Origin of the sequence: Marinobacter sediminicola, assembly GCF_031157525.1 — a bacterium.
Lineage (GTDB): Bacteria > Pseudomonadota > Gammaproteobacteria > Pseudomonadales > Oleiphilaceae > Marinobacter > Marinobacter sediminicola.
In genome coordinates, this window is sequence record NZ_JAVIXR010000007.1 from 89,647 (window position 1) to 111,554 (window position 21,908).

General features: G+C 54.9%; 17 protein-coding genes and 1 pseudogene. 14 read left to right on the forward strand and 4 right to left on the reverse strand.

What is annotated here, in order from left to right; translation table 11 throughout:
* Positions 1 to 16: 16 nt before the first annotated feature.
* From RG807_RS11340 to RG807_RS11375, 8 genes and pseudogenes are all read left to right on the forward strand, one after another.
* The gene (locus RG807_RS11340; RefSeq protein WP_309044987.1) at positions 17 to 2,887 is read left to right on the forward strand and encodes a class I adenylate cyclase; all 2,871 of its coding nucleotides are present in this window, start codon (positions 17 to 19) and stop codon (positions 2,885 to 2,887) included.
* A gap of 70 nt (positions 2,888 to 2,957) precedes the next feature.
* Positions 2,958 to 3,065, forward strand: a pseudogene (lptM, locus tag RG807_RS17810) (LPS translocon maturation chaperone LptM); the annotation flags it as partial.
* 126 nt (positions 3,066 to 3,191) lie between these two features.
* Positions 3,192 to 4,442 carry a diaminopimelate decarboxylase gene (gene lysA / locus RG807_RS11350; RefSeq protein WP_298452976.1) on the forward strand — a complete coding sequence of 417 codons (1,251 nt, stop codon included), beginning with the start codon at positions 3,192 to 3,194 and terminating at the stop codon, positions 4,440 to 4,442.
* Positions 4,443 to 4,456: 14 nt separating this feature from the next.
* Positions 4,457 to 5,374, forward strand: coding sequence for a diaminopimelate epimerase (gene dapF, locus RG807_RS11355; protein WP_309044988.1), 918 nt, complete (start codon positions 4,457 to 4,459; stop codon positions 5,372 to 5,374).
* Positions 5,375 to 5,390: 16 nt separating this feature from the next.
* Complete coding sequence (locus RG807_RS11360; protein ID WP_309044989.1) at positions 5,391 to 6,137, forward strand: DUF484 family protein; 747 nt, start codon at positions 5,391 to 5,393, stop codon at positions 6,135 to 6,137.
* A gap of 52 nt (positions 6,138 to 6,189) precedes the next feature.
* Positions 6,190 to 7,113, forward strand: a complete 924-nt coding sequence (xerC, locus tag RG807_RS11365) for a tyrosine recombinase XerC (RefSeq protein ID WP_309044990.1) — start codon at positions 6,190 to 6,192, stop codon at positions 7,111 to 7,113.
* On the forward strand, positions 7,113 to 8,552 hold the full coding sequence (locus RG807_RS11370; protein ID WP_309044991.1) for a sensor domain-containing diguanylate cyclase: 1,440 nt from the start codon (positions 7,113 to 7,115) through the stop codon (positions 8,550 to 8,552). The genes xerC and RG807_RS11370 overlap by 1 nt, the downstream gene beginning before the upstream one ends.
* Positions 8,552 to 11,359, forward strand: a complete 2,808-nt coding sequence (locus RG807_RS11375) for an ATP-binding protein (RefSeq protein ID WP_435404670.1) — start codon at positions 8,552 to 8,554, stop codon at positions 11,357 to 11,359. The genes RG807_RS11370 and RG807_RS11375 overlap by 1 nt, the downstream gene beginning before the upstream one ends.
* A gap of 6 nt (positions 11,360 to 11,365) precedes the next feature.
* On the opposite strand, the gene RG807_RS11380 is transcribed toward RG807_RS11375, so the two are convergent.
* Positions 11,366 to 11,731, reverse strand: a complete 366-nt coding sequence (locus RG807_RS11380; protein WP_298452961.1) for a hypothetical protein — start codon at positions 11,729 to 11,731, stop codon at positions 11,366 to 11,368.
* 227 nt (positions 11,732 to 11,958) lie between these two features.
* On the opposite strand from RG807_RS11380, the gene RG807_RS11385 reads away from it, so the two are divergent.
* Positions 11,959 to 12,534, forward strand: a complete 576-nt coding sequence (locus RG807_RS11385) for a septum site-determining protein MinC (protein ID WP_298452958.1) — start codon at positions 11,959 to 11,961, stop codon at positions 12,532 to 12,534.
* A 28-nt stretch (positions 12,535 to 12,562) separates the two neighbouring features.
* Positions 12,563 to 14,779, forward strand: coding sequence for a patatin-like phospholipase family protein (locus RG807_RS11390; protein WP_309044993.1), 2,217 nt, complete (start codon positions 12,563 to 12,565; stop codon positions 14,777 to 14,779).
* Here RG807_RS11390 and RG807_RS11395 read toward each other — a convergent pair.
* The 3 genes from RG807_RS11395 to RG807_RS11405 form a co-directional block, all read right to left on the reverse strand.
* Positions 14,776 to 15,459 (reverse strand): GntR family transcriptional regulator, encoded by a 684-nt coding sequence (locus tag RG807_RS11395; protein WP_298452954.1) that lies wholly within the window; start codon positions 15,457 to 15,459, stop codon positions 14,776 to 14,778. The two genes, RG807_RS11390 and RG807_RS11395, sit on opposite strands and share 4 nt — an antisense overlap.
* Positions 15,460 to 15,557: 98 nt before the next feature.
* Complete coding sequence (gene cls / locus RG807_RS11400) at positions 15,558 to 16,988, reverse strand: cardiolipin synthase (RefSeq protein ID WP_298453182.1); 1,431 nt, start codon at positions 16,986 to 16,988, stop codon at positions 15,558 to 15,560.
* Positions 16,988 to 18,034: an AraC family transcriptional regulator gene (locus RG807_RS11405; protein WP_309044994.1), complete on the reverse strand. Its 1,047-nt coding sequence runs from the start codon at positions 18,032 to 18,034 to the stop codon at positions 16,988 to 16,990. Before RG807_RS11405 ends, cls begins: the two co-directional genes overlap by 1 nt.
* 401 nt (positions 18,035 to 18,435) lie before the next feature.
* Here RG807_RS11405 and RG807_RS11410 point away from each other — a divergent pair, with 401 nt between their 5' ends.
* The 4 genes from RG807_RS11410 to RG807_RS11425 all read left to right on the forward strand — a co-directional run bounded on the left by RG807_RS11410 (position 18,436) and on the right by RG807_RS11425 (position 21,908).
* Positions 18,436 to 19,239 carry an alpha/beta fold hydrolase gene (locus RG807_RS11410; RefSeq protein WP_309044995.1) on the forward strand — a complete coding sequence of 268 codons (804 nt, stop codon included), beginning with the start codon at positions 18,436 to 18,438 and terminating at the stop codon, positions 19,237 to 19,239.
* 35 nt (positions 19,240 to 19,274) lie between these two features.
* Positions 19,275 to 20,357 carry an SMP-30/gluconolactonase/LRE family protein gene (locus RG807_RS11415; RefSeq protein ID WP_309044996.1) on the forward strand — a complete coding sequence of 361 codons (1,083 nt, stop codon included), beginning with the start codon at positions 19,275 to 19,277 and terminating at the stop codon, positions 20,355 to 20,357.
* Positions 20,357 to 20,821 (forward strand): acyl-CoA thioesterase, encoded by a 465-nt coding sequence (locus RG807_RS11420; RefSeq protein ID WP_309044997.1) that lies wholly within the window; start codon positions 20,357 to 20,359, stop codon positions 20,819 to 20,821. The genes RG807_RS11415 and RG807_RS11420 overlap by 1 nt, the downstream gene beginning before the upstream one ends.
* Before the next feature lie 103 nt (positions 20,822 to 20,924).
* Complete coding sequence (locus RG807_RS11425) at positions 20,925 to 21,908, forward strand: NADP-dependent oxidoreductase (RefSeq protein WP_309044998.1); 984 nt, start codon at positions 20,925 to 20,927, stop codon at positions 21,906 to 21,908.

Sequence of the window (21,908 nt, forward strand, 5' to 3'; positions counted from 1 at the left end):
CTCCCCCGGAGCTGCCTTGACTGCTCACGCTGCACCGATTGCCCTGGATTTTGACGAGGGCATTGACCGCAAAATCCTGCGCCGCCTGCGGGACAGATTTCTCATGCTTAACCGCCAGCGCTGGGAGCGAGCCCACTCGTCGCTTACCTACCGGCAGCAGGTGGTGCTGGAGATTTTGCCATTGGTGTTTCACACCAATCATCCAGCGCTGCCGGGCTATCTGGATGTCCAATGCCCCTATGGCCTAAGCCATTACCAGCCGGATTCCGCCACCATAGGCGCAGCACGACGCCTGGCTCGCACCTTCAGCATGCGGGATGAAGGCAGGCGCAGAGCCGATCTGGAAGCGCTCTTTCTAATGGGTAGCCCTGGTACCTTGGGCCATTCTGTTACCAGTGATCTGGATGTGTGGCTATGTCATAGGGACGACCTTCAGGAGCGGGGAATCAGGCTTCTGGAACGTAAGGCGGAACGGTTGACTGAGTGGGCCTTGTCGTTTGGCATTGAACTGCATGTATTTGTGTTTTCTGCCGCCGAATGGCGTGAAGGTCGGCAGCGGATTGAAGTGAGTGGGGAAAATTGCGGTAGCTCCCAGCATTATTTGCTGCTGGATGAGTTTTATCGCACGGCCATTCATTTAGGTGGGTGTTATCCCATGTGGTGGTTGATTCCCCCGGAGCAGGAAGAGCGGTACCAGAAGTGCGTCGATATGCTGGTGGACTATCGCTTTATTCGTGGTGATGCATACATTGATTTTGGCGCTGTGCCATCCATACCCGCCAGTGAGTTTTTGGGTGCGGGTGTGTGGCAGCTCTACAAGGGAATTGATGCGCCCTGGAAAGCAATTTTGAAACTGCTGCTTATTGAGTGCTACGCCCATACGCAGGATCTTCCGGTTTTATCGCTTGTTTTCAAGCAGGCAGTGTTCGATGGAGATACGAACGCGGATGATCTGGATCCGTATGTGATGCTCTACCAGCGCCTTGAGCAGTGGCTTCTGAATGATGGTGCCAGTTCGCGGTTGGATTTGGTGCGTCGTAGCTTGTATATCAAGGCGGGCCTGCCACTGACTCGCACAGGTATGGTGGGGCAGCAGGGGACGGAGCCCTGGAGAGCTCGACTGCTGAGGAGCCTGGTTGATGACTGGGGGTGGCAGCAAAAGCAGCTTGAATTGCTGGATAATCGACACCGTTGGCGGGCGGAGGAAGCATCTTCCCTGCGCCGAGTAGTGGTGTCGGAACTGACTCACAGCTATCGGTTGCTGTCGAAAATGGCCCGTGATCACGGTGAGCAATCAGCCATCAGCGCAAACGATATCAATTTGCTTGGCCGCAAACTCTACGCAGCGTTTCAACGCAAGGCCGGCAAAGTAGAGCTGATCAATCCGGGGTTAGTGCCATCATTGGCAGAGGAAAATCTGGCCTTTCACCATCAGTCAGAACAGGGCGGTACAGGAACCGGCTGGCTGCTATATCGGGATCTGGAAGACCCTTCGGATGCCTTCTGGCAGCCGGTTATCCGGCGCTCCGGTAATCTCGCCGAGCTGGTGGTCTGGTGTTACTGCAACGGCTTGCTCACCCGCTCCACTCGACTCAACGTCCGCACCGGGCAGGGCATTGCCTCGGTTAGCGAGCTGCGGGAGATGCTGGATGCGCTTGCGGGGTTTTTGCCGTTTCCAGTCGAACCTGCCGAGCGAGATGCTCTTGCCCGTGGCGTCCGCCCTTTGCGCAACCTCCTTCTGATCAACGTGGGTGTTGACCCCCAGTCCCATCTTACTGAGCGAGGCCTGCACAAGCTCAGTGCCAGGCACGATTCATTGGGGTTCAGTGGCGGTCGCGAAAATCTGGTTATTTGCATTGATCAGATCACACTCAACAGTTGGCAAGAGGTCAGCCTTCAGCATTATGCATCCGGGGATACCTTGATCCAGTGCCTGAAGAATGTTCTTGCTTCTGTGGCCGTGGCGCCCCACAACATACCCGGTCTTGAGGTGCACAGCCATAACCGGGGGCACGGCAGTGCTATTGCCCGGAGGGTGCGGGAGCTGTTTGCCGACGTGTTGCGCCAGTTCTTTGCCGGAGGCTCAGGCCCCCACCCCTTGCGCTATGTGATTGAAATGGATCGTCGGTATTTTCTGCTGGAGTTCAGCGGCACCGAGCCCGGGTTTATGGCCCTTGAGAATCGGGCTGCCTTGCTGGAGTGTCTTGCTCAACCCCGCGACACTTATCTGCCTGTCGTGTTTGATCGCCACGCACTGCTGGACGATCCGGCTTTGCGGGTAGCCTGTCAGGCAAGTGAGCCAGACAGCATCCAGGTGTTCTATATGCTGCGGGGCGAGGGGGTTCAGATCCGAGTGATTGATGAACGTGGATCTGTTTTTGGTTGGAGTCAGCAAGCCGCTGGTCGACGCCATCTCTTGGCCCCGTTGTTGCGGTTCCTGGAAAATCTGGTGGAAAGACGCACCCTGCGCAATACCGAAATGCCCGTCGGTCTCGCTGGAGTTCGCTGTTATGAGTTGGTTTCAAACAACGGAGTCTGGCGCTCGGAATATCGGCCGCAGGCAGATGCTGGTGCGCCTCTGCCGGGATTCGAGGTGCAAGCGGTGGGCGTCCAGGAAGGAGATAGCCGCGTTCGTTTCGACCTTTACTGCGGTGAGCAGGAGTTTACGGTTCTGCAATACGGTGATCAGCTGATTCCGGCTGTTGCTCACTATATCCATTCTCTTCGACAGAGTCGTGATCGCTATCCGGTTTACCTGACGGATCTGCACTTGCCCCACGATCTGGACCCAAGGGTGTACCAGCAGGATATACAAACCAGTCAGTACCTGTATTACCGGGCTTTTCTTGAGGATTCCCTGAACCGTGAACTGGAGGCATTTCTGTAGCGCTCCGGCCTCGCCGTGCAGGGCGTGGGTCAGGTATACTTTGGACATTATGAACTCAGAGGTGTCAAGTATGCGCGTGAGGAACATGCCGATCGTGATACTGGTTGTGGCAGCAGCACTTGGTGGCTGTGGTCAGAAAGGACCGTTATACCGGGAGAATCCGGAAACATCGTCCAAGCCAGTCGAGCAGGCAAACAGCGCTGTAGCTCAAAGCGGGCACGCGGGCGGCCGCAGCACTCGGGCTGACACGCAAGCTGAATAGCCCCACGCGCAACCAGACACCGCTAAACGAATCAGGAATAAAATGGATTATTTCAACTACCGTGACGGCGAACTTTACGCCGAAGATGCACCTGTTTCCTCCATTGCTGAGCGTTTTGGTACGCCAGCTTATGTGTATTCCCGTGCTACGTTGGAACGCCATTACAGGGCCTATGATGAAGCCCTGAGTGAGCGCGAACTTCTCATTTGCTATGCCGTTAAAGCCAATAGCAATATTGCCGTGCTGAATGTTTTGGCACGCATGGGCGCCGGTTTTGACATAGTGTCTGCGGGTGAGCTGGAGCGGGTTTTGCGTGCCGGCGGCGACCCGGGCAAGGTGGTGTTTTCCGGGGTTGGCAAGCAGGAATGGGAAATGCGCCGTGCTCTGGAAGCGGGCGTTCGTTGCTTTAACGTGGAGTCTGACACTGAGCTCGACCGACTTAATGCCGTAGCAGGCGAGCTGGGAGTGAAGGCGCCTGTCTCGTTGCGGGTGAACCCGGACGTTGATGCAGGAACACACCCATATATATCTACCGGTCTGAAAGAGAATAAGTTTGGTATTGATATCGCGGAAGCGCTGGCCGTTTATGCCCGTGCTGCAACCTTGCCAAACCTGGAAATTATAGGTGTGGATTGCCACATTGGTTCTCAGCTTACCTCGGTAACGCCGTTCCTGGATGCACTGGACCGTGTATTGGAGCTGATCGATGCTTTGGCAGACAACGGTATTCATATTCGGCATCTGGATATGGGCGGTGGCTTGGGTGTTACTTACAATGATGAAACACCGCCTCAACCTGCTGAATACGTGAAGGCGCTGGACCAGCGTATCGGTGAGCGCAACCTGGCGCTCGTTCTTGAGCCTGGCCGCTCTATTGCGGCCAATGCCGGCATACTGATTACCCGGGTTGAGTTTCTGAAGTGCACCGAACATCGGAACTTCGCGATTATCGACGCAGCCATGAACGATTTGATCCGTCCTGCGCTATATAGCGCCTGGCAGGCGATTGTTCCGGTGCAGCCTCACGAGGATGCAGAAGAGAAAATCTGGGATCTGGTTGGTCCAGTGTGCGAAACCGGAGACTTCCTGGGCAAAGATCGCCCGCTCCAGCTCAAGGCTGGAGATCTCTTGGCGGTGCGTTCTGCTGGAGCCTATGGTTTTGTGATGAGCTCAAACTACAACACTCGGAACCGGCCGCCGGAATTGATGGTTGATGGTGATGAAGTACACATTGTTCGGCACCGCGAAACCATTGAAGAACAGCTCGCGCCCGAAAACTGCCTCCCTGAATGAGTGATGGGCAGGATATGAACTCGCAGCGTCGACATCAGGGGCCATTGCTCCGGTTCAGTAAAATGCATGGGCTGGGGAATGACTTCATGGTTGTCGACGCCATTAGCCAACCATTCAGGCTGCGCCCGGAAATGATTCGGGAGCTGGCAGACCGCAACTTTGGTGTCGGTTTTGACCAACTTCTGGTTGTGGAGCCACCGGGATTGCCCGATGTGGATTTCCGTTATCGGATATTCAATGCCGACGGCTCTGAGGTTGAGCAGTGTGGCAATGGCGCCCGGTGCTTCGCAAAGTTTGTGCGCGATCAGCGCCTGACGAATAAGAAGACCATCCGTGTGCAAACAGCCGGTGGCGTAATTGAGTTGCGAGCAGCTAAAGACGGCATGGTCATGGTCAACATGGGCGTGCCTGAGCTGAACCCCCAGGCTATTCCCTTCGCCGCTGACAATCGTAAGAACGTATACACGGTGGAAGTGGGGGCAGAAGCCGTTGAACTAAGCGCGGTTTCCATGGGCAATCCCCACGGTGTTATTGTCGTTGAGGACGTGGATACGGCGCCAGTGGAGCGCCTTGGGCCGCAACTGGAAAGTCACTCGCAGTTTCCCGAGCGCGGCAATATAGGGTTCCTGCAGATCATCAGTCGGAATCATGTGCGCCTGCGGGTATACGAGCGCGGTTCTGGCGAAACCCTTGCTTGTGGCAGCGGTGCCGGTGCTGCAGTTGTCGCAGGGCGCTTGCGCGGTCTGCTTGATGAGCGCGTAGAGGTGGATCTTCGTGGCGGTCGGCTGGTCATCGAATGGAAGGGCGAAGGGTCGCCTGTTATGATGGAAGGCCCCGCCACAAGTGTATTTGAGGGGCAGTTGAGACTGCCCGGTGAACCAGGTGGCGCCCGGCGTAGAAGGCCCAGCCGCCCACACAAACAACGGATCTGATAGCCAGGAGAGCGCGATGACAGACCAAACGGCCCACCAGAAGGCCGGTGAGCTCACCCGGGAAGCGGTGGTTGAGTACCTGAAAGACAATCCTGATTTTTTTGTCGATCAGGACGAACTCCTGCGCAGCCTGACCTTGCCCCACGACAGTGGGCGGGCAATCTCGCTTGTAGAGCGCCAGGTGCACCTTTTCCGCGAACAGCGGGACACGCTTCGCCATGAGCTGGTTGAACTGGTATCCATCGCCCGTCATAACGACCGTTTGTTTGAAAAGAGCAAGCGGTTGCTGATGCAAGTAATCGAAGCCCGCAATCTTATGGATATGGCTTCTACCATTGATGACAGCATTCGTGGTGACTTCGGGCTGGATGCAGCCTCCGTGATTCTGTTTACTGATGCGGCGGTGGCCGGCAGTGCCCAGGGCGCACTTCACGTTGTTACACCGGCTGAAGCCCAGGAACATCTCGGTAACCTTTTGGAGGGCAGTAAAGCGGTTTGCGGCCAATTCCGTGAAAACCAGCGGGAGTTCCTGTTTCCGGATCGCGACGAACCCATTGCGTCCGTTGCTCTGGTGCCTTTGCGCCATGAAGAGTTGGTGGGCGTTTTTGCGGTCGGTAGTTGTCAGCCCGGTTATTTTGATGAGCAGATGGGTTCTCTGTTTCTCAGCTACATCAGCGACACATTGAGCCGACTATTGCCTCCGATGGTTCGTCGCCACACAACTGCTGCTCCGGTCGCCGACCTTGCGACGGAGTCTCGCTAGAGTGGTCGTTTTGCCTGGTTCAGTTCAAATACCTGATGAGCTAGCCAGGCACATGGCAGATTTCCTGCGACACATGGCCTCTGAGAAGCGCCATTCCCCCCGAACGTGTGACAGTTACCAGCGAGATCTGCATCGCTTTGCGGTTTGGCTGGTGGAGCAGGGCGGCGCTCAGTGGTGCGCCGTTAATAGTCATGACCTTCGCCGTTACGTTGCTAACCTCAGTCGCCAGGGGCTCAGTGGCCGAAGCATTGCCCGCCACCTGTCAGCCGTAAGACGTTTCTATCAATACCTGTTACGTGAAGGGTTGGCCAAAGATAACCCCGCACTCGATATACGGGCGCCGAAAAGCAGCCGGCGCCTGCCCCGCGTGGCCGACGTAGATCAGGTCAACACTCTTCTTGATGCAGCACCGGATGATCCTCTGGAAGTGCGCGACAGGTGCATGTTCGAGCTGATGTATTCTTCAGGCCTGCGTCTTGCGGAGCTGGCCAGCCTGGATATTGATGCTGTTGACCGCCAAGGCGGCGAGGCACGGGTCGTCGGTAAGGGTGGGAAAACGCGGTTGCTCCCTGTTGGTCGAAAAGCGCTGGAGGCCATAACCCTGTGGCTGCCCATCCGGGCTGGGTTGGCTCCCGAGACTGAACCAGCCCTGTTTGTAAGCCGCCGGGGTGACCGAATCAGCCATCGCAGTATTCAGGCTCGGCTGAGTCGTTGGGGCATGGTAAAAGGGGCTGATCAGAAACTCCATCCCCACATGCTCAGGCACTCGTTTGCCAGCCATATGCTGGAATCCAGTGGTGATTTGCGTGCGGTACAAGAATTGTTGGGCCATGCGGACATAGCCACAACTCAGGTCTATACTCATTTGGATTTCCAGCATTTGGCTCGGGTTTATGACCAAAGTCATCCAAGAGCGCACCGACGTAGTCCCCGGGGCCACGACGACCAGAACGCCGGACAGGAAGGAAACACTTGATGTCATCGGATCAAATCTGGAAAACAAAGTACTTCCAGGAGCTTGAGACAGCCGAGCAGCGGGAAGTGCAGTGGAAAACCGAGCGCAATGTGCTGGAGCGTATGTTAGTGCGTACGAGTCTCGCATCCGCGGGCCAGACGCCAGAGTTGGATCGCCTGCTGGATCAAATACGGTCTGATCTACGCAAGAACCGAGTGGATGTGGAAAGCTGGCGGCAACTGCAAGAACAGATAGATCGCCAGATTGCTCTGCTCGACGATGCCGCAATCTCTGAGGCCAGGAGTGTCCAGCAACCTCCTTGTGTGGCACCGTCATTAGTCGCTGAACCTACCGATGAAGGTGTGGGTGAAGCCGATCAGCCCGAGCCTGTCGTGGATGCTGAAGATCAGAGCCAGCGCCTGCGGATTGCCCGGCGTGTCGGACACCTCCTTGGGCAGTTGCTCAACCAGGTTTCCCTTGAGCCTGATGCCGAGGCGCGCGCGCGAAACCTGCAAAGGGCACTTCTCGCCAGTGATGATTGGGACGAGTTGCGAGAAGGTCTGAATCAGGTGGCAGATCTAATTGTTGCCGCTGTAACCCGAAGCCAGAGGGAGTTTGAGGCATTCCTCAAGCGTCTTGATGAACGCCTGGCGGTGCTGCAGGAGCATTTTTCGGTGCAGTCGTCGGCCCAGTCGGGCCGCGAAGCTGCAGCTGAAAAACTGGATCGTAGCATCCGAAATGAAATTGAGCAGGTTGGCCAGCAGATCAAAGCAAGTGGTGACCTTCAGGAGTTGAAGCAGTCGGTCAGCAGCCATCTGGAGTCTATTGGTCAAGCGGTCGGTCGTTTCCGCGTTGAGGAAACAGAACGGGAAAAAATGCTTTCCGAGCAACTGATGGCCATGAAAGAGAAAATGGTTGTCATGGAAACACACTCTGAACAGATGCGTGGGCAGATGCGCAAGGAGCGTGAGCGAGCTGTGACAGATTTGCTTACACAGCTGCCCAATCGTGAGGCTTGGCAAGAACGCCTTTCTTTTGAATTCAACCGCTGGAAGCGCTACCAGTATCCACTGACAGTGGGTGTTCTGGATGTTGATCTGTTTAAACGTGTGAACGATTCATACGGGCACAAGGCAGGGGACAGGGTGTTGCAGCTTGTGGCCAAGGAAATTAAACACCGGCTGCGCAAAACGGATTTCGTCGCCCGTTTTGGCGGTGAAGAGTTTGTCTTGCTGTTTCCGGAAACCCTCCCTGAAAATGCTCAAGTCGTCTTAGACAAGCTTCGCGTCCACGTCAGCGCCTTGCCGTTTCATTTTGGTGGGGATCCGGTGATGATTACTTTCTCTGGCGGAATTGCAGGCTTTGGTCCTGATGATACTGAAGAAACCGTTTTTGACAGAGCTGACAAGGCGCTTTACCTTGCCAAGGACAGCGGCCGGAATTGCATCAGAATCGGCTAATGCAGCGCAACCTTTTAGGATATCCAGTGAAGGCCTCCCTTCTGTTTTCGATTTACCTGTTGTTGCTGGTTTTTCAGCCGTCAGCACTGGCAGACCCTCCCCAAGCTTCACCAGCCCCGGTGCTGGGCAGCAAAGATCTGACCTGGGTCAGCGAGCAGGACAGGCTCAGTATCGGTGTGCGCGCTGATCAGGTGCCTCTGGTGTTTGATACCGGAAACGGCGAGCTTGCCGGCACCTACATTGACTATCTTGCCCGGTTATCCAGCAAACTGGGTCTGCCGATTGAACCTGTTGTGATGGGCGGCACCAATGCCGGACCGCTGCTCAATGTGCCCAAAATTGATGCGCTGTTGACCACCAGAATCCCTGGCTCACCTGTGCCTGAGGGCAAGCGCTTTACCAGCCCGCTGATGACGCTTACCTATGGTTTGTTTGTGAGCGCAGGCGATGCGGCCATCCGTTCGCTGGCAGACCTTGAAGGTGGTCGCATAGCGGTTGTGGAAGGCGACCCTAACCAATACAGCATGCTGGACTCCGTTGAAGAGTTTACGCCTGTGCCCATTCAGAGCTTGGGTGAAGCTGTCAGCCACGTGTTGTCCGGCCAGGCCGATGCTTTTTTGGGGCCAATTCCAGTGGTTTCGGACTACCTGCAGTCAGCCATGATTAATGGCATTGGCTTGTCGGTATTGCTCGATCAGAAATCGGTCGACGTGGTGTTTCAGGTGGAAGTAAACAATGCGCCTTTGTTCCAGGTTCTGGATAAGTCCGTCGAAGCCATAAGCCACAACGAACACCGTGTTATCCGGCAGTCCTGGTTGCAGGTGGATCTTACCGAGCTGGAGCAGAACGGTGTGGAACTCTCCGGTTCAGACGTCGATTGGCTCAAGCGCCACCCTGACCTCAAGATCGCTTTCCGTTCAGACTGGCCCCCTTTTGAATACGCGCAGGACGGCCGCGCCACAGGATTGGTGCCGGACCTTGTCGCGCGGTTGGAAAACCAGTTGGGCGCTCGGTTTGAACGAAAAATTCTGGAAGACCGCGTGGTCGCAGAACACGCCCTGATGTCTGGAGAGGTGGACATTCTTCCCGGTCTTTCGCGCACCCCGAGAACAGAAGAGTCGTTCCTGTTTACCCGGGCTTATGTGAATGTTCCGATTGCCCTGGCAATCCGGGATGACGGTCGTTTTATTGGAGACCTGAGGGAGTTACGCACAGAGCGTGTGGGCGTAGTCAACCGCCATGCCGCTCACGACTATCTACTTATCAACCATCCAAACCTCGACCTCTATCCGACGGCAACGATAGAAGCCGGGCTGCTTGCGCTGTCCAATGGTGATCTTGATGTAATGGTGACCCATATTCCGGCGGTCAGCTATACCGTTGCCAGACTGGGGCTTTCGAATCTCCGAATTACCAGTATCACGCCCTATCAGTACGATCTCCGGCTAGCGGTACGAAAGGACAGCCCGGAGCTTCACCGAATCCTGAACAAGGCACTGGGCAGTCTCAAACCAGCTGAAACCGAGGCTATCTACAATCGCTGGATCCATCTGGATATTGAGCAGGAAACCGATTACACCGTCGTTCGCCGGGTTGTTCTGCTCGCTATTGTTGTTGTGTTGATCTTTCTTTACTGGAACCGCAAGCTTTCCCGTGAGGTGGATGAGCGGATTCGTTCAGAAAATGCCCTGCGCCGAAGTGAAGATGAGCTGCGAGCCGCCAAGCTGGAGGCGGAACGTCTGGCCCGGAAAGCAGAGGCTGCCAGCCGAACCAAGAGCGAGTTTCTGGCCAATATGTCCCATGAAATCCGGACGCCCATGAATGCGGTGATCGGCTACAGCGATCTGCTCAGTAACACGGTTACGGACCCTCAGCAGCGCAACTATCTGGATGCCATCCGGGCAGGCAGTCGCAGTTTGCTGATGCTGATCAACGATATTCTTGATCTGTCCCGCATTGAAGCTGGCAAAATGCGCCTGGATTATACCCCCGTTTCCGTGCGCCGGTTGCTAGATGATGTTCGGCACATTTTTGATCTTCGTGCACGGGAGCAAGGAATCACGCTCGAGGTTAGCGTAGGTTCTGACATGCCAGTCGCCATGATGCTGGATGAAACCCGTTTCCGGCAGGTGCTGTTTAATCTTGTGGGCAACGCTATCAAATTTACCCATGAGGGCGGTGTCGCTGTAAGGGCGACCGTCAAACCAGTAAAGGACAAAGCTGGAGAAACACCTGAGCAACAAAGTTATCGGCTCACGATCAAGGTGAAAGATTCGGGCATCGGCATTCCGCCCGATCAGCTTGAACGTATTTTCGACGCTTTTGAGCAGCAGGAGGGACAGAACACGCGCCGCTATGGAGGCACCGGGCTCGGGCTTGCCATCAGCCGTAAGCTGGCTCAGATGATGGGCGGTGAGTTGAGTGTAGAGAGCGAGCCGGGGAGTGGTTCTGTTTTTACGCTCACGCTGCCTGACGTTCAAGCGACTGGAGATCAAGCCGAGGACGAAGGCGAAACCAAGGAATCTGAAAGGCTGTTAGCACAAACGCTGAGTATTCAGGAGCGGGGTTGGCTTAAAGAACAGTTGACTGCCGATTTCGGTGATGAGTGGGAGGCCGTGCGGGAAAGCGGAGACCCTGAAGAAATGAACGATTTTGCTCGCCGGGTATTGGAGTGGGGCCAGCGTTACCGTTCACGGTCTGTTACACGCTACGGCGAGAAGTTGATGGCCGATGTAGAGGCGTTCAACCTGGATGCTGTTAACAGTGCGCTTGATGCCTTCCCGAAACTGCTTGGCCGGGAAGACTAAGCAGGTTTACAGGCAGTCGAACTGGGAGCGGCGATCAAAGGCTACAGAGACCATGTCATAGCCGGAGTCTGAAAGGCTGCGAACCAACTCGCGGTCTTTCAGCAAAGCCATACAGACTTTGTGAACGCTGGCCTGGAGATGTTCTGCTGCTGGTTGGCTTGCCGCAAGACGAAAGTCGACCACAAGATACTTGCGATCGATGGCAGAGGTGGCCGGGACATCTTCACGCTCAATGCTTTCAAAACCGATGTAAGTTGCCTGATCCCGAGGGAATACCTGGCTCATAACAATGTCCAGATTCTCCGCTTGGGCTAAGGGCGTGCTGAGTAAAGTTGCAGCAGCTGCCGAACGGATCAGGTGTTGAATAGTCATGGTGGCAGCTCCCCCGGCATAGCTTCCGGATAGCGTGTAACGAAATGTAATGTTTGGTTAAGATTGATTATTGCAAATACTGTCGTCTATTACGCGGGGTTGAGCCTACCTTTTTCAATTGTTTGCAGTTTGCATACATTTAGACAGCATGTTCCGGGAACAGGGGCTCCCCTGACAGTGCGCTATCAACTATGATGGAACGAAAATCGACAGCAGGAGAGTTGCCCATGTTTCAGCTCGTGTTCAAGGGCGAGTGTGCCTCTGGCACCGAAATGACAACAGCGCGGAACAATGCCCGCACGCTTTTTAAAGCCAGTGTTGAGCAGATAGAACGCATGTTCAGCGGCAGCCCTGTAGTGATCCGCAATAAACTTGATGAAGATCAGGCCGAAAAGTATCGCCAGGTGTTGCTCAAGCACGGCATGATTGCTTATGTTCAGTCCATGCCTGAGGCCCAGACACAGGCAAGATCGGCACCGGCGTCTGCACCCACTCCCAAGCCCCAACCAGCCCCCGCTAAAGCAGTTCCCCATTCGGTGGTACCCGCTGTTGAGGCCGGTGACCGTTTGCCGGTAGCAGGAGACAAGGTTGATGACATTCTTGCGGGATCAGCCTTGGGGCTCGATCCTGTCGGGGTAACGCTGGTGGAGCCAGATGAAGTAGAACCACCCATGTTTCAGCATCTTGATGACTGGACGCTGGCGCCCCCGGGGAGTGACATAGGTGTTGAAAGGGATCTCCCTCCACCGATGGTGCCCGACGTGTCTCACCTTTCGTTGGTAGACGATGAGCCCAAGAAGTGAACATAAGACGCACGGAACTTGCCCGGTTTTGAAGCCGCTCTCATTATTAGCGCTGACCTGGTTGATTTTGGTGTCGCCCATATCGCTCGCTGCAGCGGCCAGTGATACTGCGGCTGAGCGCCCCCGAATAGGACTGGTGCTAAGCGGCGGTGGCGCCAAAGGCATGGCCCATGTAGGCGTGCTTCGGGTGCTGGAGGAAATGAAGATACCCGTGGACATGGTGGTGGGAACCAGCGCGGGTTCTGCTGTCGGCGCCCTCTATGCCTCTGGCATGCCAGTTTCCGAGATTGAGCACCGCTTTCTTGAGATGGACTGGTTGTCGAGCTTCCGGGATGACCCTGGCAGGGTTTACAAGCCTGTTCGCCGGAAACAGGCCGACTGGAAATACCCGCTAGCGCCGGGCCTCGGAGTTAGCCTTGATGGCCTGCATGTGGGGGCCGGCATCATTGCCGGTCAGAATCTGGGGTTTATCCTCAACGAACTGACAAACAGTGTTTCGCTGGTAGAAGATTTCGATCGATTACCTATTCCCTTTCGCGCTGTTGCGACTGATCTTGAAACCGGTGAAATGGTGGTGCTTGGCAGTGGGAATCTTGCTACAGCCATCCGTGCCAGTATGAGCATTCCCGGTGTTTATGCACCCGTCAGGTTAGGCGACCGCTTGTTGGTTGATGGAGGCATTGCTGCCAACCTTCCTGTCAGTGTCGCTCGCGATATGGGTGCAGACCTGATCATTGCGGTTGATATTACCGATGCCTTGTTGGGGCCAGATGAACTTCGGGAGGCATTCTCTATATTTGGTCAACTGACAACGATCATGACCCGGCGAAACACCGACGAACAATTGGGTATGCTTGATGAGAAAGATATTCTCATCCGTCCGGATCTGGAAGGCCACGGTGCTGCAGATTTTGAAAACGCCCCGGTTTTGTTCGAATTAGGCGCCAGCGCTGCCCGAATGAACGCAGTTGAGTTGAACCACCTGGCCGTATCAGACGAAGCGTGGCAGTTATACGCATTACACATGGCCTCTGCCACCCATGGGAAACATATCGTTGCCGGAATTGAGGTGAGGCATGAGCGTCGCCTGGGCCGCGAGTTTCTTCGAGAGCGGATACGGCAGCCCATTGGTGAGCCGCTGGATGTAGAAGCGCTGGAAGCAGACCTGAAACGTATCTATGGGCTTGGGTACTACGAAATTGTGTCCTATTCCCAGACGCCATCTCCGGATGGAATTTTGCTTCTTATAGAGGTTCAGGAAAAAAGCTGGGGGCCCAACTATTTGTCGTTTGGCCTTAGTTATGAAGACAATTTTGACGGCGACACTCATTTCAATCTTGCGTCCTCCTTACGTGTAACCGAACTGAACGTGTTGGGCGCCGAGTGGCAAACGGGGGTGCAGCTCGGTACTGAGCCCTTTATTCGAACTCAGTGGTACCAGCCGATTGATTATGGGTATGAGCGGTTTCTGGTGGCAGGAGTGGAGTACTATCAGGACACCTTTGGAATTTATGGCTCCGAAGGTGAGCGGGTTGCTGAATTGGATGTGGCGTTTAGTCAGGTAGATCTCGGTTTGGGTATGGAATTAGGCGGCAACGCCGAAATCCGGTTTGAGTATGCCCGAGGGTATGCCACCGTAGATCAGCAGCTTGGCACCACAACGGCGCCCGAAGACGCAGTTCACCAAGGCAACCTTAGCCTGCAATTGGTACACGACTCCCTTGATGATGCCTTCTTCCCCCAAAATGGAGCGTTTGCGGGTATTCGTGGCCGTGTGGAGCGTGAAAGCCTTGGATCTGACAGGCACTTCGATTCGGTGACCGGAATGGTACTTGGCACTGACAGCTGGAATAGCTTTACCCTCACAGGACTGCTTTACGCACATACAGTCACTCGCGGGGAACCCGGGATTGAAAATGCGATTCGTCTTGGAGGGTTTCGGCGTTTGTCTGCCTATGCGCCCGGTCAGATTACGGGCGACAGTGCGGCCATGGGGTCTGTTTATGCCAGCCAGTCGTTCGGTGGGCCTATTACCCCATGGTTTGCCGGCATGGGGTTTGAGACGGGAAATGCCTGGGAATCGCTCAGTGATGCCAGTTGGGCGAGCTCGGTGAGATCATGGAGTGCATTTGCCGGGCTCGATACATTTCTTGGCCCCGTGCAGCTTGCAACAGCCTATAGCAACCAGGATAACTGGACGGTTTATCTGAACATTGGATTTTCGTTCACGCAGCTTTTTTATTAGATCTTTTTGCCTGGGCCATCGGTGGTGGCTGTCGCCTCCCGCACTTGCTGACACTGCTGGTTAGCATATTGGTGGAGGATGGCGGCCAGCCTCTCTTCGTCTCTGTCCTTGAGTGCGCTGATCGATTCCCGCATGTGCTCCAAGTTGTCTTCCAGGAGGCGACTTCCGCCACTTTTGAAGGCCGCGAAGGCGCAACGTCTTGCCGAAGGCCATAGGTCTTCAATTGCCGCAACGATAAAATAGTTGTCAGCGTAGGCGAGAGACGCTTGGGTATACTCAATGCCCAAATCCAGAAAAGCCATCAAGTCATTGTTATGAAAATGAGCTTCCATTTGTTGATACAGCTGCTCTAACCGCTCAATGTCTTTTGGTTGCCACTGGCGGGCGAGTTTTTGACCGGTATGGGTCAGGTACAGCTTCAGTGTTTCGTAAAGGCTGCGCACAAAATAATCATCCAGCTCCGTCACAAAAGCGCCCTTGCGCGGCACGTTCTTTACCAAGTGACGCTTTTCGAGAAGTAACAGACCTTCCCGGATAGAGCCGTGGCTGACTTCCATACTTTTGGCCATGGCAGCCTCGTAAATGCGCTCGCCGGAGCTAAGCTGGCCGAAAACAATCAGGTTTTCGATGTGACGGGCGACCTGCTCGGTCAGCGTTACCTTGGGCTGGAAGGACTTCATGGGTGGTGTTCGCTGGGCTTAAGTGAATGAATATTGGGGATAATCGCATATTCATCCATAGCGGAGCCAGTGTTCCTGTGATTTGAGGCCAGGCCAAGCTAGAGCAAAGGCGCCAGAAGCCGAACGGCACGGCACGTCAGCCGGAAGGCAATGGAGCGATCCTGATAATCCTCTTTTGTCATTTTTCGGCAATAGGAAAGGTCCTCGGTGAGCATGGTAGCTACATCGGAAACAAAGGCTTCTGAGGTGTTGATAGCCATTATCTCGAAGTTCAGGCGCATAGAGCGGTTGTCCAGATTTGCCGTGCCCACAGCGGCATAGTGATCATCCACGAGGACAACCTTCTGATGCATAAAGCCGGGCTGGTAACGATAAATACCAATGCCAGCCTGGTTGGCTTGAATCAAATAGGAATAGGCTGCCAATCCAACCAGTCGGCTGTCTGATTTTTCCGGAATTATGATTCGTACGTCCACCCCCCGGAGGGCAGCGAGCTGCAGCGCGTTCACAACCTGAACATCTGGAACAAAATAAGGGGAGGCGATCCAGATGCGGGAGCGGGCATTGTTGATACAGCTCAGGAAAAACAGTGTGCAGGTTTCCCAGGTATCCGCCGGGCCAGTGGGGAGTACCAGCACCTGTTCATTGCCAGGCAGTGTTTCCTTGGGAGTCCAGTCCAGGTCGGGGAATTCATTGCTTGCCCAGTTCCAGTCTTCCAGCCAGGCAAGCTGCAACCCGGTCACGGCGGGGCCTTCTATCCTGCAGTGGGTATCTCGCCAGAACTCCTCGCCCAGTGCAGTGCCCATATACTCATCGCCGAGGTTGATGCCCCCGACAAAACCGATTCTTCCATCGCAGACCAGCAGTTTTCGATGATTGCGGAAATTGATCTGAAACCGCCGGCGCCGGATGTTTCCGTCGCCGAACGAAGCCACCTTGGCGCCGGCTTTTGCCAGTTCTTTCAGATAGCGGCGGGACAGGCCGAAGCTGCCAACGTCGTCATAGAGAAACCACACCTGCACTCCCTCTGAAAGCTTTTTTTCAAGGGTCGTTTTGATGCGTTGGCCAATCTTGTCTGAGCGAACAATATAGAATTCCAGAAGAATATAGGAAGTGGCGCTCTCCATCGCCGAAATCAGCGCCTCAAACGTCGCTTCGCCATCCTTGAGTAGCGTGCATTTGTTGCCCTCGGTGAACGGCTGCCGCCCGAGCCTGCAAAGAACCTGGAGCTGCTCATCAAGATGCTGTTGCTCCAGCATGGAGAGAGATGTGGTGTGCTGTTCAAAGCGTTTGAGCAGGGCCGTGAGGGACTTGTCTCCCATCCGCCGCGCTTTAACGTACCCGCCGAATCGCGAACGTCCCAAGACCAGGAAAAGTGGCACTGCAATATAGGGCAGGCCTAGCAGACCAATGATCCAGGCGATGGCGCCCTGAGTGGTGCGGTAGGTGAGCAGAATTCGATAAATACAGGCCGCCGAGCCCAGATAGAGCAGGCTGACAGCAAGGGCCACTAATGAGGTATCAAGCATCATTCATCCGCTTTTGGAGTAAGGTGCTGCTCGCGGTATTGGGCTGGGGCCATGCCGGTCCAGCGCTTGAACGCGCGGCTGAACGCACTGAGTTCGGAGAACCCGAGCAAAAAGGCGATTTCACCCAGAGCGAACTGGTCAGACGCAACGTAGCGCAGAGCCTTGTCTTTGCGCACATGCTCTACAAGTTCATGAAAACTGTAACCTTCCTTTTTCAGCCTCCGGTACAGGGTTTGGCGACTCATGTGGAACTGCCGTGCCAGAGTATCTGCATCAATCTTTTCCGTCGACATCTGGCGCGATATCAGTTTGCGTATTTTGCGACTGAAAGAGCGCCGGGTTTGCAGGCGCGCCAACAGACCGTTGACCTGTTTCAGGACGGCTGAATACACATAGGGATTGCGGTGGGGTATCGGGTGGCTCATGTGGCGACTGTGGATGGCCAGCCGGGTCACCGCGGCTCCGAATACCACGGGCCCGCCCAGAAGAGTCTCATATTTATCGGCGTAGTCCGGACGAGGGTGAGCAATTTCTGCCCACTCGACAGTCAGCCCGGAATAGATAAAATACCGGCCCCGGGACAAGGCAGCGGCTATTGTCCGGTCCATATCCTGGCGACAGTAGTGTTCCGGCGAGTCCGCTTGCCAGGTCAGAATGACCAGGTCGCCAACCTGCTCAAAGCTTAGTATCACGGATTCATTAATGAGTCTGTGCAGGCGCACGTATTGGGTGACCGCTTCGCCCAAGGTGTCGCAGTTGAAGAACACATGCCCCACCAGCCCCATACGTTCGGGGTCAATAATCTGGCCGGCTTTCAGGCCCACGGCGGGGTCGCCGGTGACTCGCTCGGCATGATCCCAAAGACGATAGTGTGCCTGCGCGGGTACACGCCTGTCGGGCTCCCTGAGTGCTGACAGGTCCATATCAAGAATCTGTTCAACCCGTTGCCTGTTCAGCACACCTTGGCGGTTCAGATAGTGAGCCAGCGCCAGCGTACTGGATGCAGCAACAAAGGGTGTTGTGGTGCTGATAGGCGTTTGGGTCACATTTACTGGCTCATTAACGAGTTGCTATTGGGGTTGTTACAAAATGTCAAGTGATTGGAACAGTCTGTCAACGCATTTTGTCTCTTGTAACGATAGCATTTAAGTCACAGGTTGAAGTAATGGATAACTCATCAAGGAGATGTTTTATGAAACCAGTCATTTTTGTACCCAGTACAGAGTTTGAGCGCAAAAACGTAGCAGCGCTGGCAGAATATCTTGGCGAGATGTACTACTGCTAATTGCTCACTAAATCAGCTTATGACATTAATAACCGGGCACTGCCCGGTTTTTTTCTGCCCCCAGGAAAGCTTCGCCGACAATCCTTCCCCTTGCTCGCCTGACTGGCAGTGTTAATGTATCCGCATCTGAACATTGTGATACCTGACGGAGACTGCCTGCCCATGAGTGTAATACTGAACCATCGAATTACCGGAGAAGGTGCCCCACTTATTCTGATGCATGGCGTTTTTGGCGCGCTGGAAAATCTGGGCGCTATAGCCCGTAAGTTCCATACAGACTGGCAGGTTCATGGTCTGGATTTGCGCAACCACGGCAGTTCTTTCCATGCCGACACCATGGACTACCCTTCCATGGCGGGGGATGTCATAGCGTACATGGATGAGCAGGGGCTCGACAAAGCCTGCCTGCTGGGACATTCCATGGGGGGCAAGGTTGCCATGCAGGTTGCTTTGCAAGCACCAGAGCGGGTGGAAAAGCTGATCGTTGCCGACATCGCTCCGGTTGCCTACAAAGCCGGGCACGATGCGATTCTTGAGGGCATGATGCGAGTCGATCTTGCAAGCGTACGTTCCCGCCGCGATGCCGATAAACAACTGGCTGAGTTTGTTGAGACACCAGGTGTCCGGCAGTTTTTGCTGATGAATCTGGAACGTATTCCGAACGAGGACCAGCCAAAAGACGGATCTGTATATCGGTGGCGCCTGAACCTGGAAGCGATTGATGCCTGCTATGCCAATCTGGCTGCCGCACCAGAAGGCGATACGCCCTATAAAGGCCCGGTTTTGTTTTTGAAAGGCGCTGATTCGGCCTATATTCAGGAAAAACATCGTGAGGAAATCTACCGGCTGTTCCCTGAGGCGCAGCTGGAGGTGATTGATGGCACCGGGCACTGGCTGCATGCGGAAAAGACTGACACCTTCGTGGCGTTGTGTCAGCAGTTTTTGACGGGGAAGGGTGCCGTTTAAGCCTTTAAAAAAAACAACAAACACAGGTTGAGCGTATGAAGTGGTTGATGGGTGGGTTAGTGGTTTTGTTTATTCTTCTGGGTGGCCTTTTTATGGCGCCATCCCCTATTGATGCCAAAGCCTGGCAGCCGCCAGCCCCGGAATCCATGACGGGCTTGCTTACCCCGAATGAGCATCTACGGCAGGCGAAATTGTTGGCAAAGGGCCAGGTTTATGGCCCGGAAGACACAGCCGTTAGCTCCGAAGGTGTGGTTTTTGCCGGCACCCAAGACGGTTACATTGTGAGGGTGTTTCCCGATGGTCGGGTTGAAAACTGGTTGTCTACCGGAGGCCGCCCCTTGGGCATGGTGTTTGATCAGAGTGGCAACTTGATTGTCGCGGATGCATGGAAGGGCCTGCTGTCCGTGACGCCTGACGGCGAGATTACGGTGTTGAGCACGGAGGCTGAGGGAGTACCCTTCCGGTTTACAGATGATCTGGATATCGCTTCTGATGGGCGCATCTATTTCTCCGATGCCAGTTCCCGTTTCTACCAGCATGACTACCTTCTCGATCTTTTTGAAATGCGCCCCCATGGTCGGCTTTTGCGGTATACCCCGGAAACCGGTGCAACCGAGGTTTTGCTGAGAGACCTGCATTTTGCCAACGGCGTTGCGGTGGCACCGGATGGCGATTACCTGCTGGTGAATGAAACCTGGAAATATCGCATTCATAAATACTGGATAAATGGCCCGAAAGCTGGCCAGGCAGAGATTTTTGCAGAAAACCTGCCAGGCTTTCCCGACAATCTTGCGGTGGATGACCAGGGTAGGTTCTGGGTAGCCTTTCCTACACTCCGGAATGCCAATATTGATAAGTTACACCCCAAACCCTGGCTCAAAGAACTGGTTGCAAAACTGCCGCAGAGCTTTCAGCCTGCACCTCAGGAATATGGTCTGGTGGTAGCGTTTAATGGGGAAGGAGAGGTCATCACCAGTCTGCACGACACCGAGGGCAAACATTTGCAGGAAATTACGTCGGTTAACCCCCACGGCGATTACCTGTATTTTGGCTCATTGCACAATGATCGCATCGGGCGTTTGCCGTTGCAGGATGTTCCGGGCCTTGGAGAGCGGTAATGACCGAACAGAAGCCAATACAATGGGATCTTCCTGACCCCTATACCCTTGAGATCCAGGTGGTTGAGGAGGATACCGACGAGTTGGGACACGCCAACAATGTGGTCTATGTGCGCTGGCTCGAAGACGTCAGCTGGGCGCACATCAAGAGTCTCGGTATGACCTGGGAACTACATGAAGCCACTGGCAAAGCTATGGCAATCACCCGTACAGAGATCGATTATCTTGCATCTGCCAACCCGGGTGATCGGCTGATTTTGGGCACTTGGCTTACCGGCTTCGACGGCCGTTTTCGTTCTGCACGGCAGTTCCAGCTGGTGCGACCAGCCGATGGGAGAACTCTGGTGCGGGCAATGTCGACTCACGCCTGCGTGGATCTGAAAACCCAGCGTCCCTCTCGGGCACCGAAAGAATTTGCCGACATCTTGAAAGCCGCCAGTGTAGACGGCGGGAAAGGTTTGTAAGTTGGTGGCCAGTCACTATTACTGTCAACTTCTGGTAGTCTGAAAAGAGAATAAAACGCCCCATCCAAATCAATCACTATCGGCACCCTTTGCGGAGATACCCATGGATACCCCCATTGATCAGCATTCTGAATCGTCCATGAAAAAGGTGGTCTACCACCAATTTGGTGAGCGTGATGTTCTGGACGTTGTCAGCTCAGAGATTCCATCGCCACATCAAGGTGAGGTGCTAATTCGTGTTCACGGCGCTGGGGTGAATCCTATCGACTGGAAAACCCGTAAAGGCTTCGGATTTGTAGCCCAGCAGATAGAGAGTTCGCTGCCCTGGACTCCAGGCTACGATGTGGCTGGGGAAGTTGTTGCCATCGGTGATGGCGTAACCACCTTGGCACCCGGCGACCGGGTTATGGGGTTGGTGGGCTTTCCATTGAATGGTGGGGGCTACTCGGAATATGCGCTGGCAACGGCAGACGAGTTGGCCGTTGTGCCCGAGGAGCTTGATCTTGTAACCGCAGGTGCCTTGCCGCTGGCGGCACTCACAGCCTGGCAGGCGCTGTTTGAGGTGGCAGAGCTTGCGCCAGGCCAGAAAATTCTTGTGCACGCAGGCGCTGGCGGTGTGGGGCACTTGGCGGTGCAGTTTGCACTTGCACATGGGGCTCACGTTATTGCCACGGCCTCTGCAGGCAATCGTGATTTCCTTGCGGAGCTGGGTGTGCACGAAGTGATCGACTACAACACCACAGATTTTGCTGACGAATGCTTTGGGCTGGATGTTGTGTTGGATCTGGTTGGCGGTGAGACGGGCAAACGCTCCCTGCGAACACTTGGGGAGAGCGGCGTGTTGGTTACTATTCCGACGGTGACAGCCGATGAGGTTATCAGCGCCGCCGAAGCCCAGGGGCTGAAGGCTTACGGCATGACCGTGCGCCCGGATGTGTTTCACCTTGATGAAATTGCCGAGCTGATTGAAGACGGTGATGTGAAGGTGCACATTGAGAAGGCTTTTAAGCTGGATCAGGCGGCACAAGCCCACGAACTACTTGAGGGTGGGCATGTGCGGGGCAAGCTGGTTCTGGATTGCAGCTAG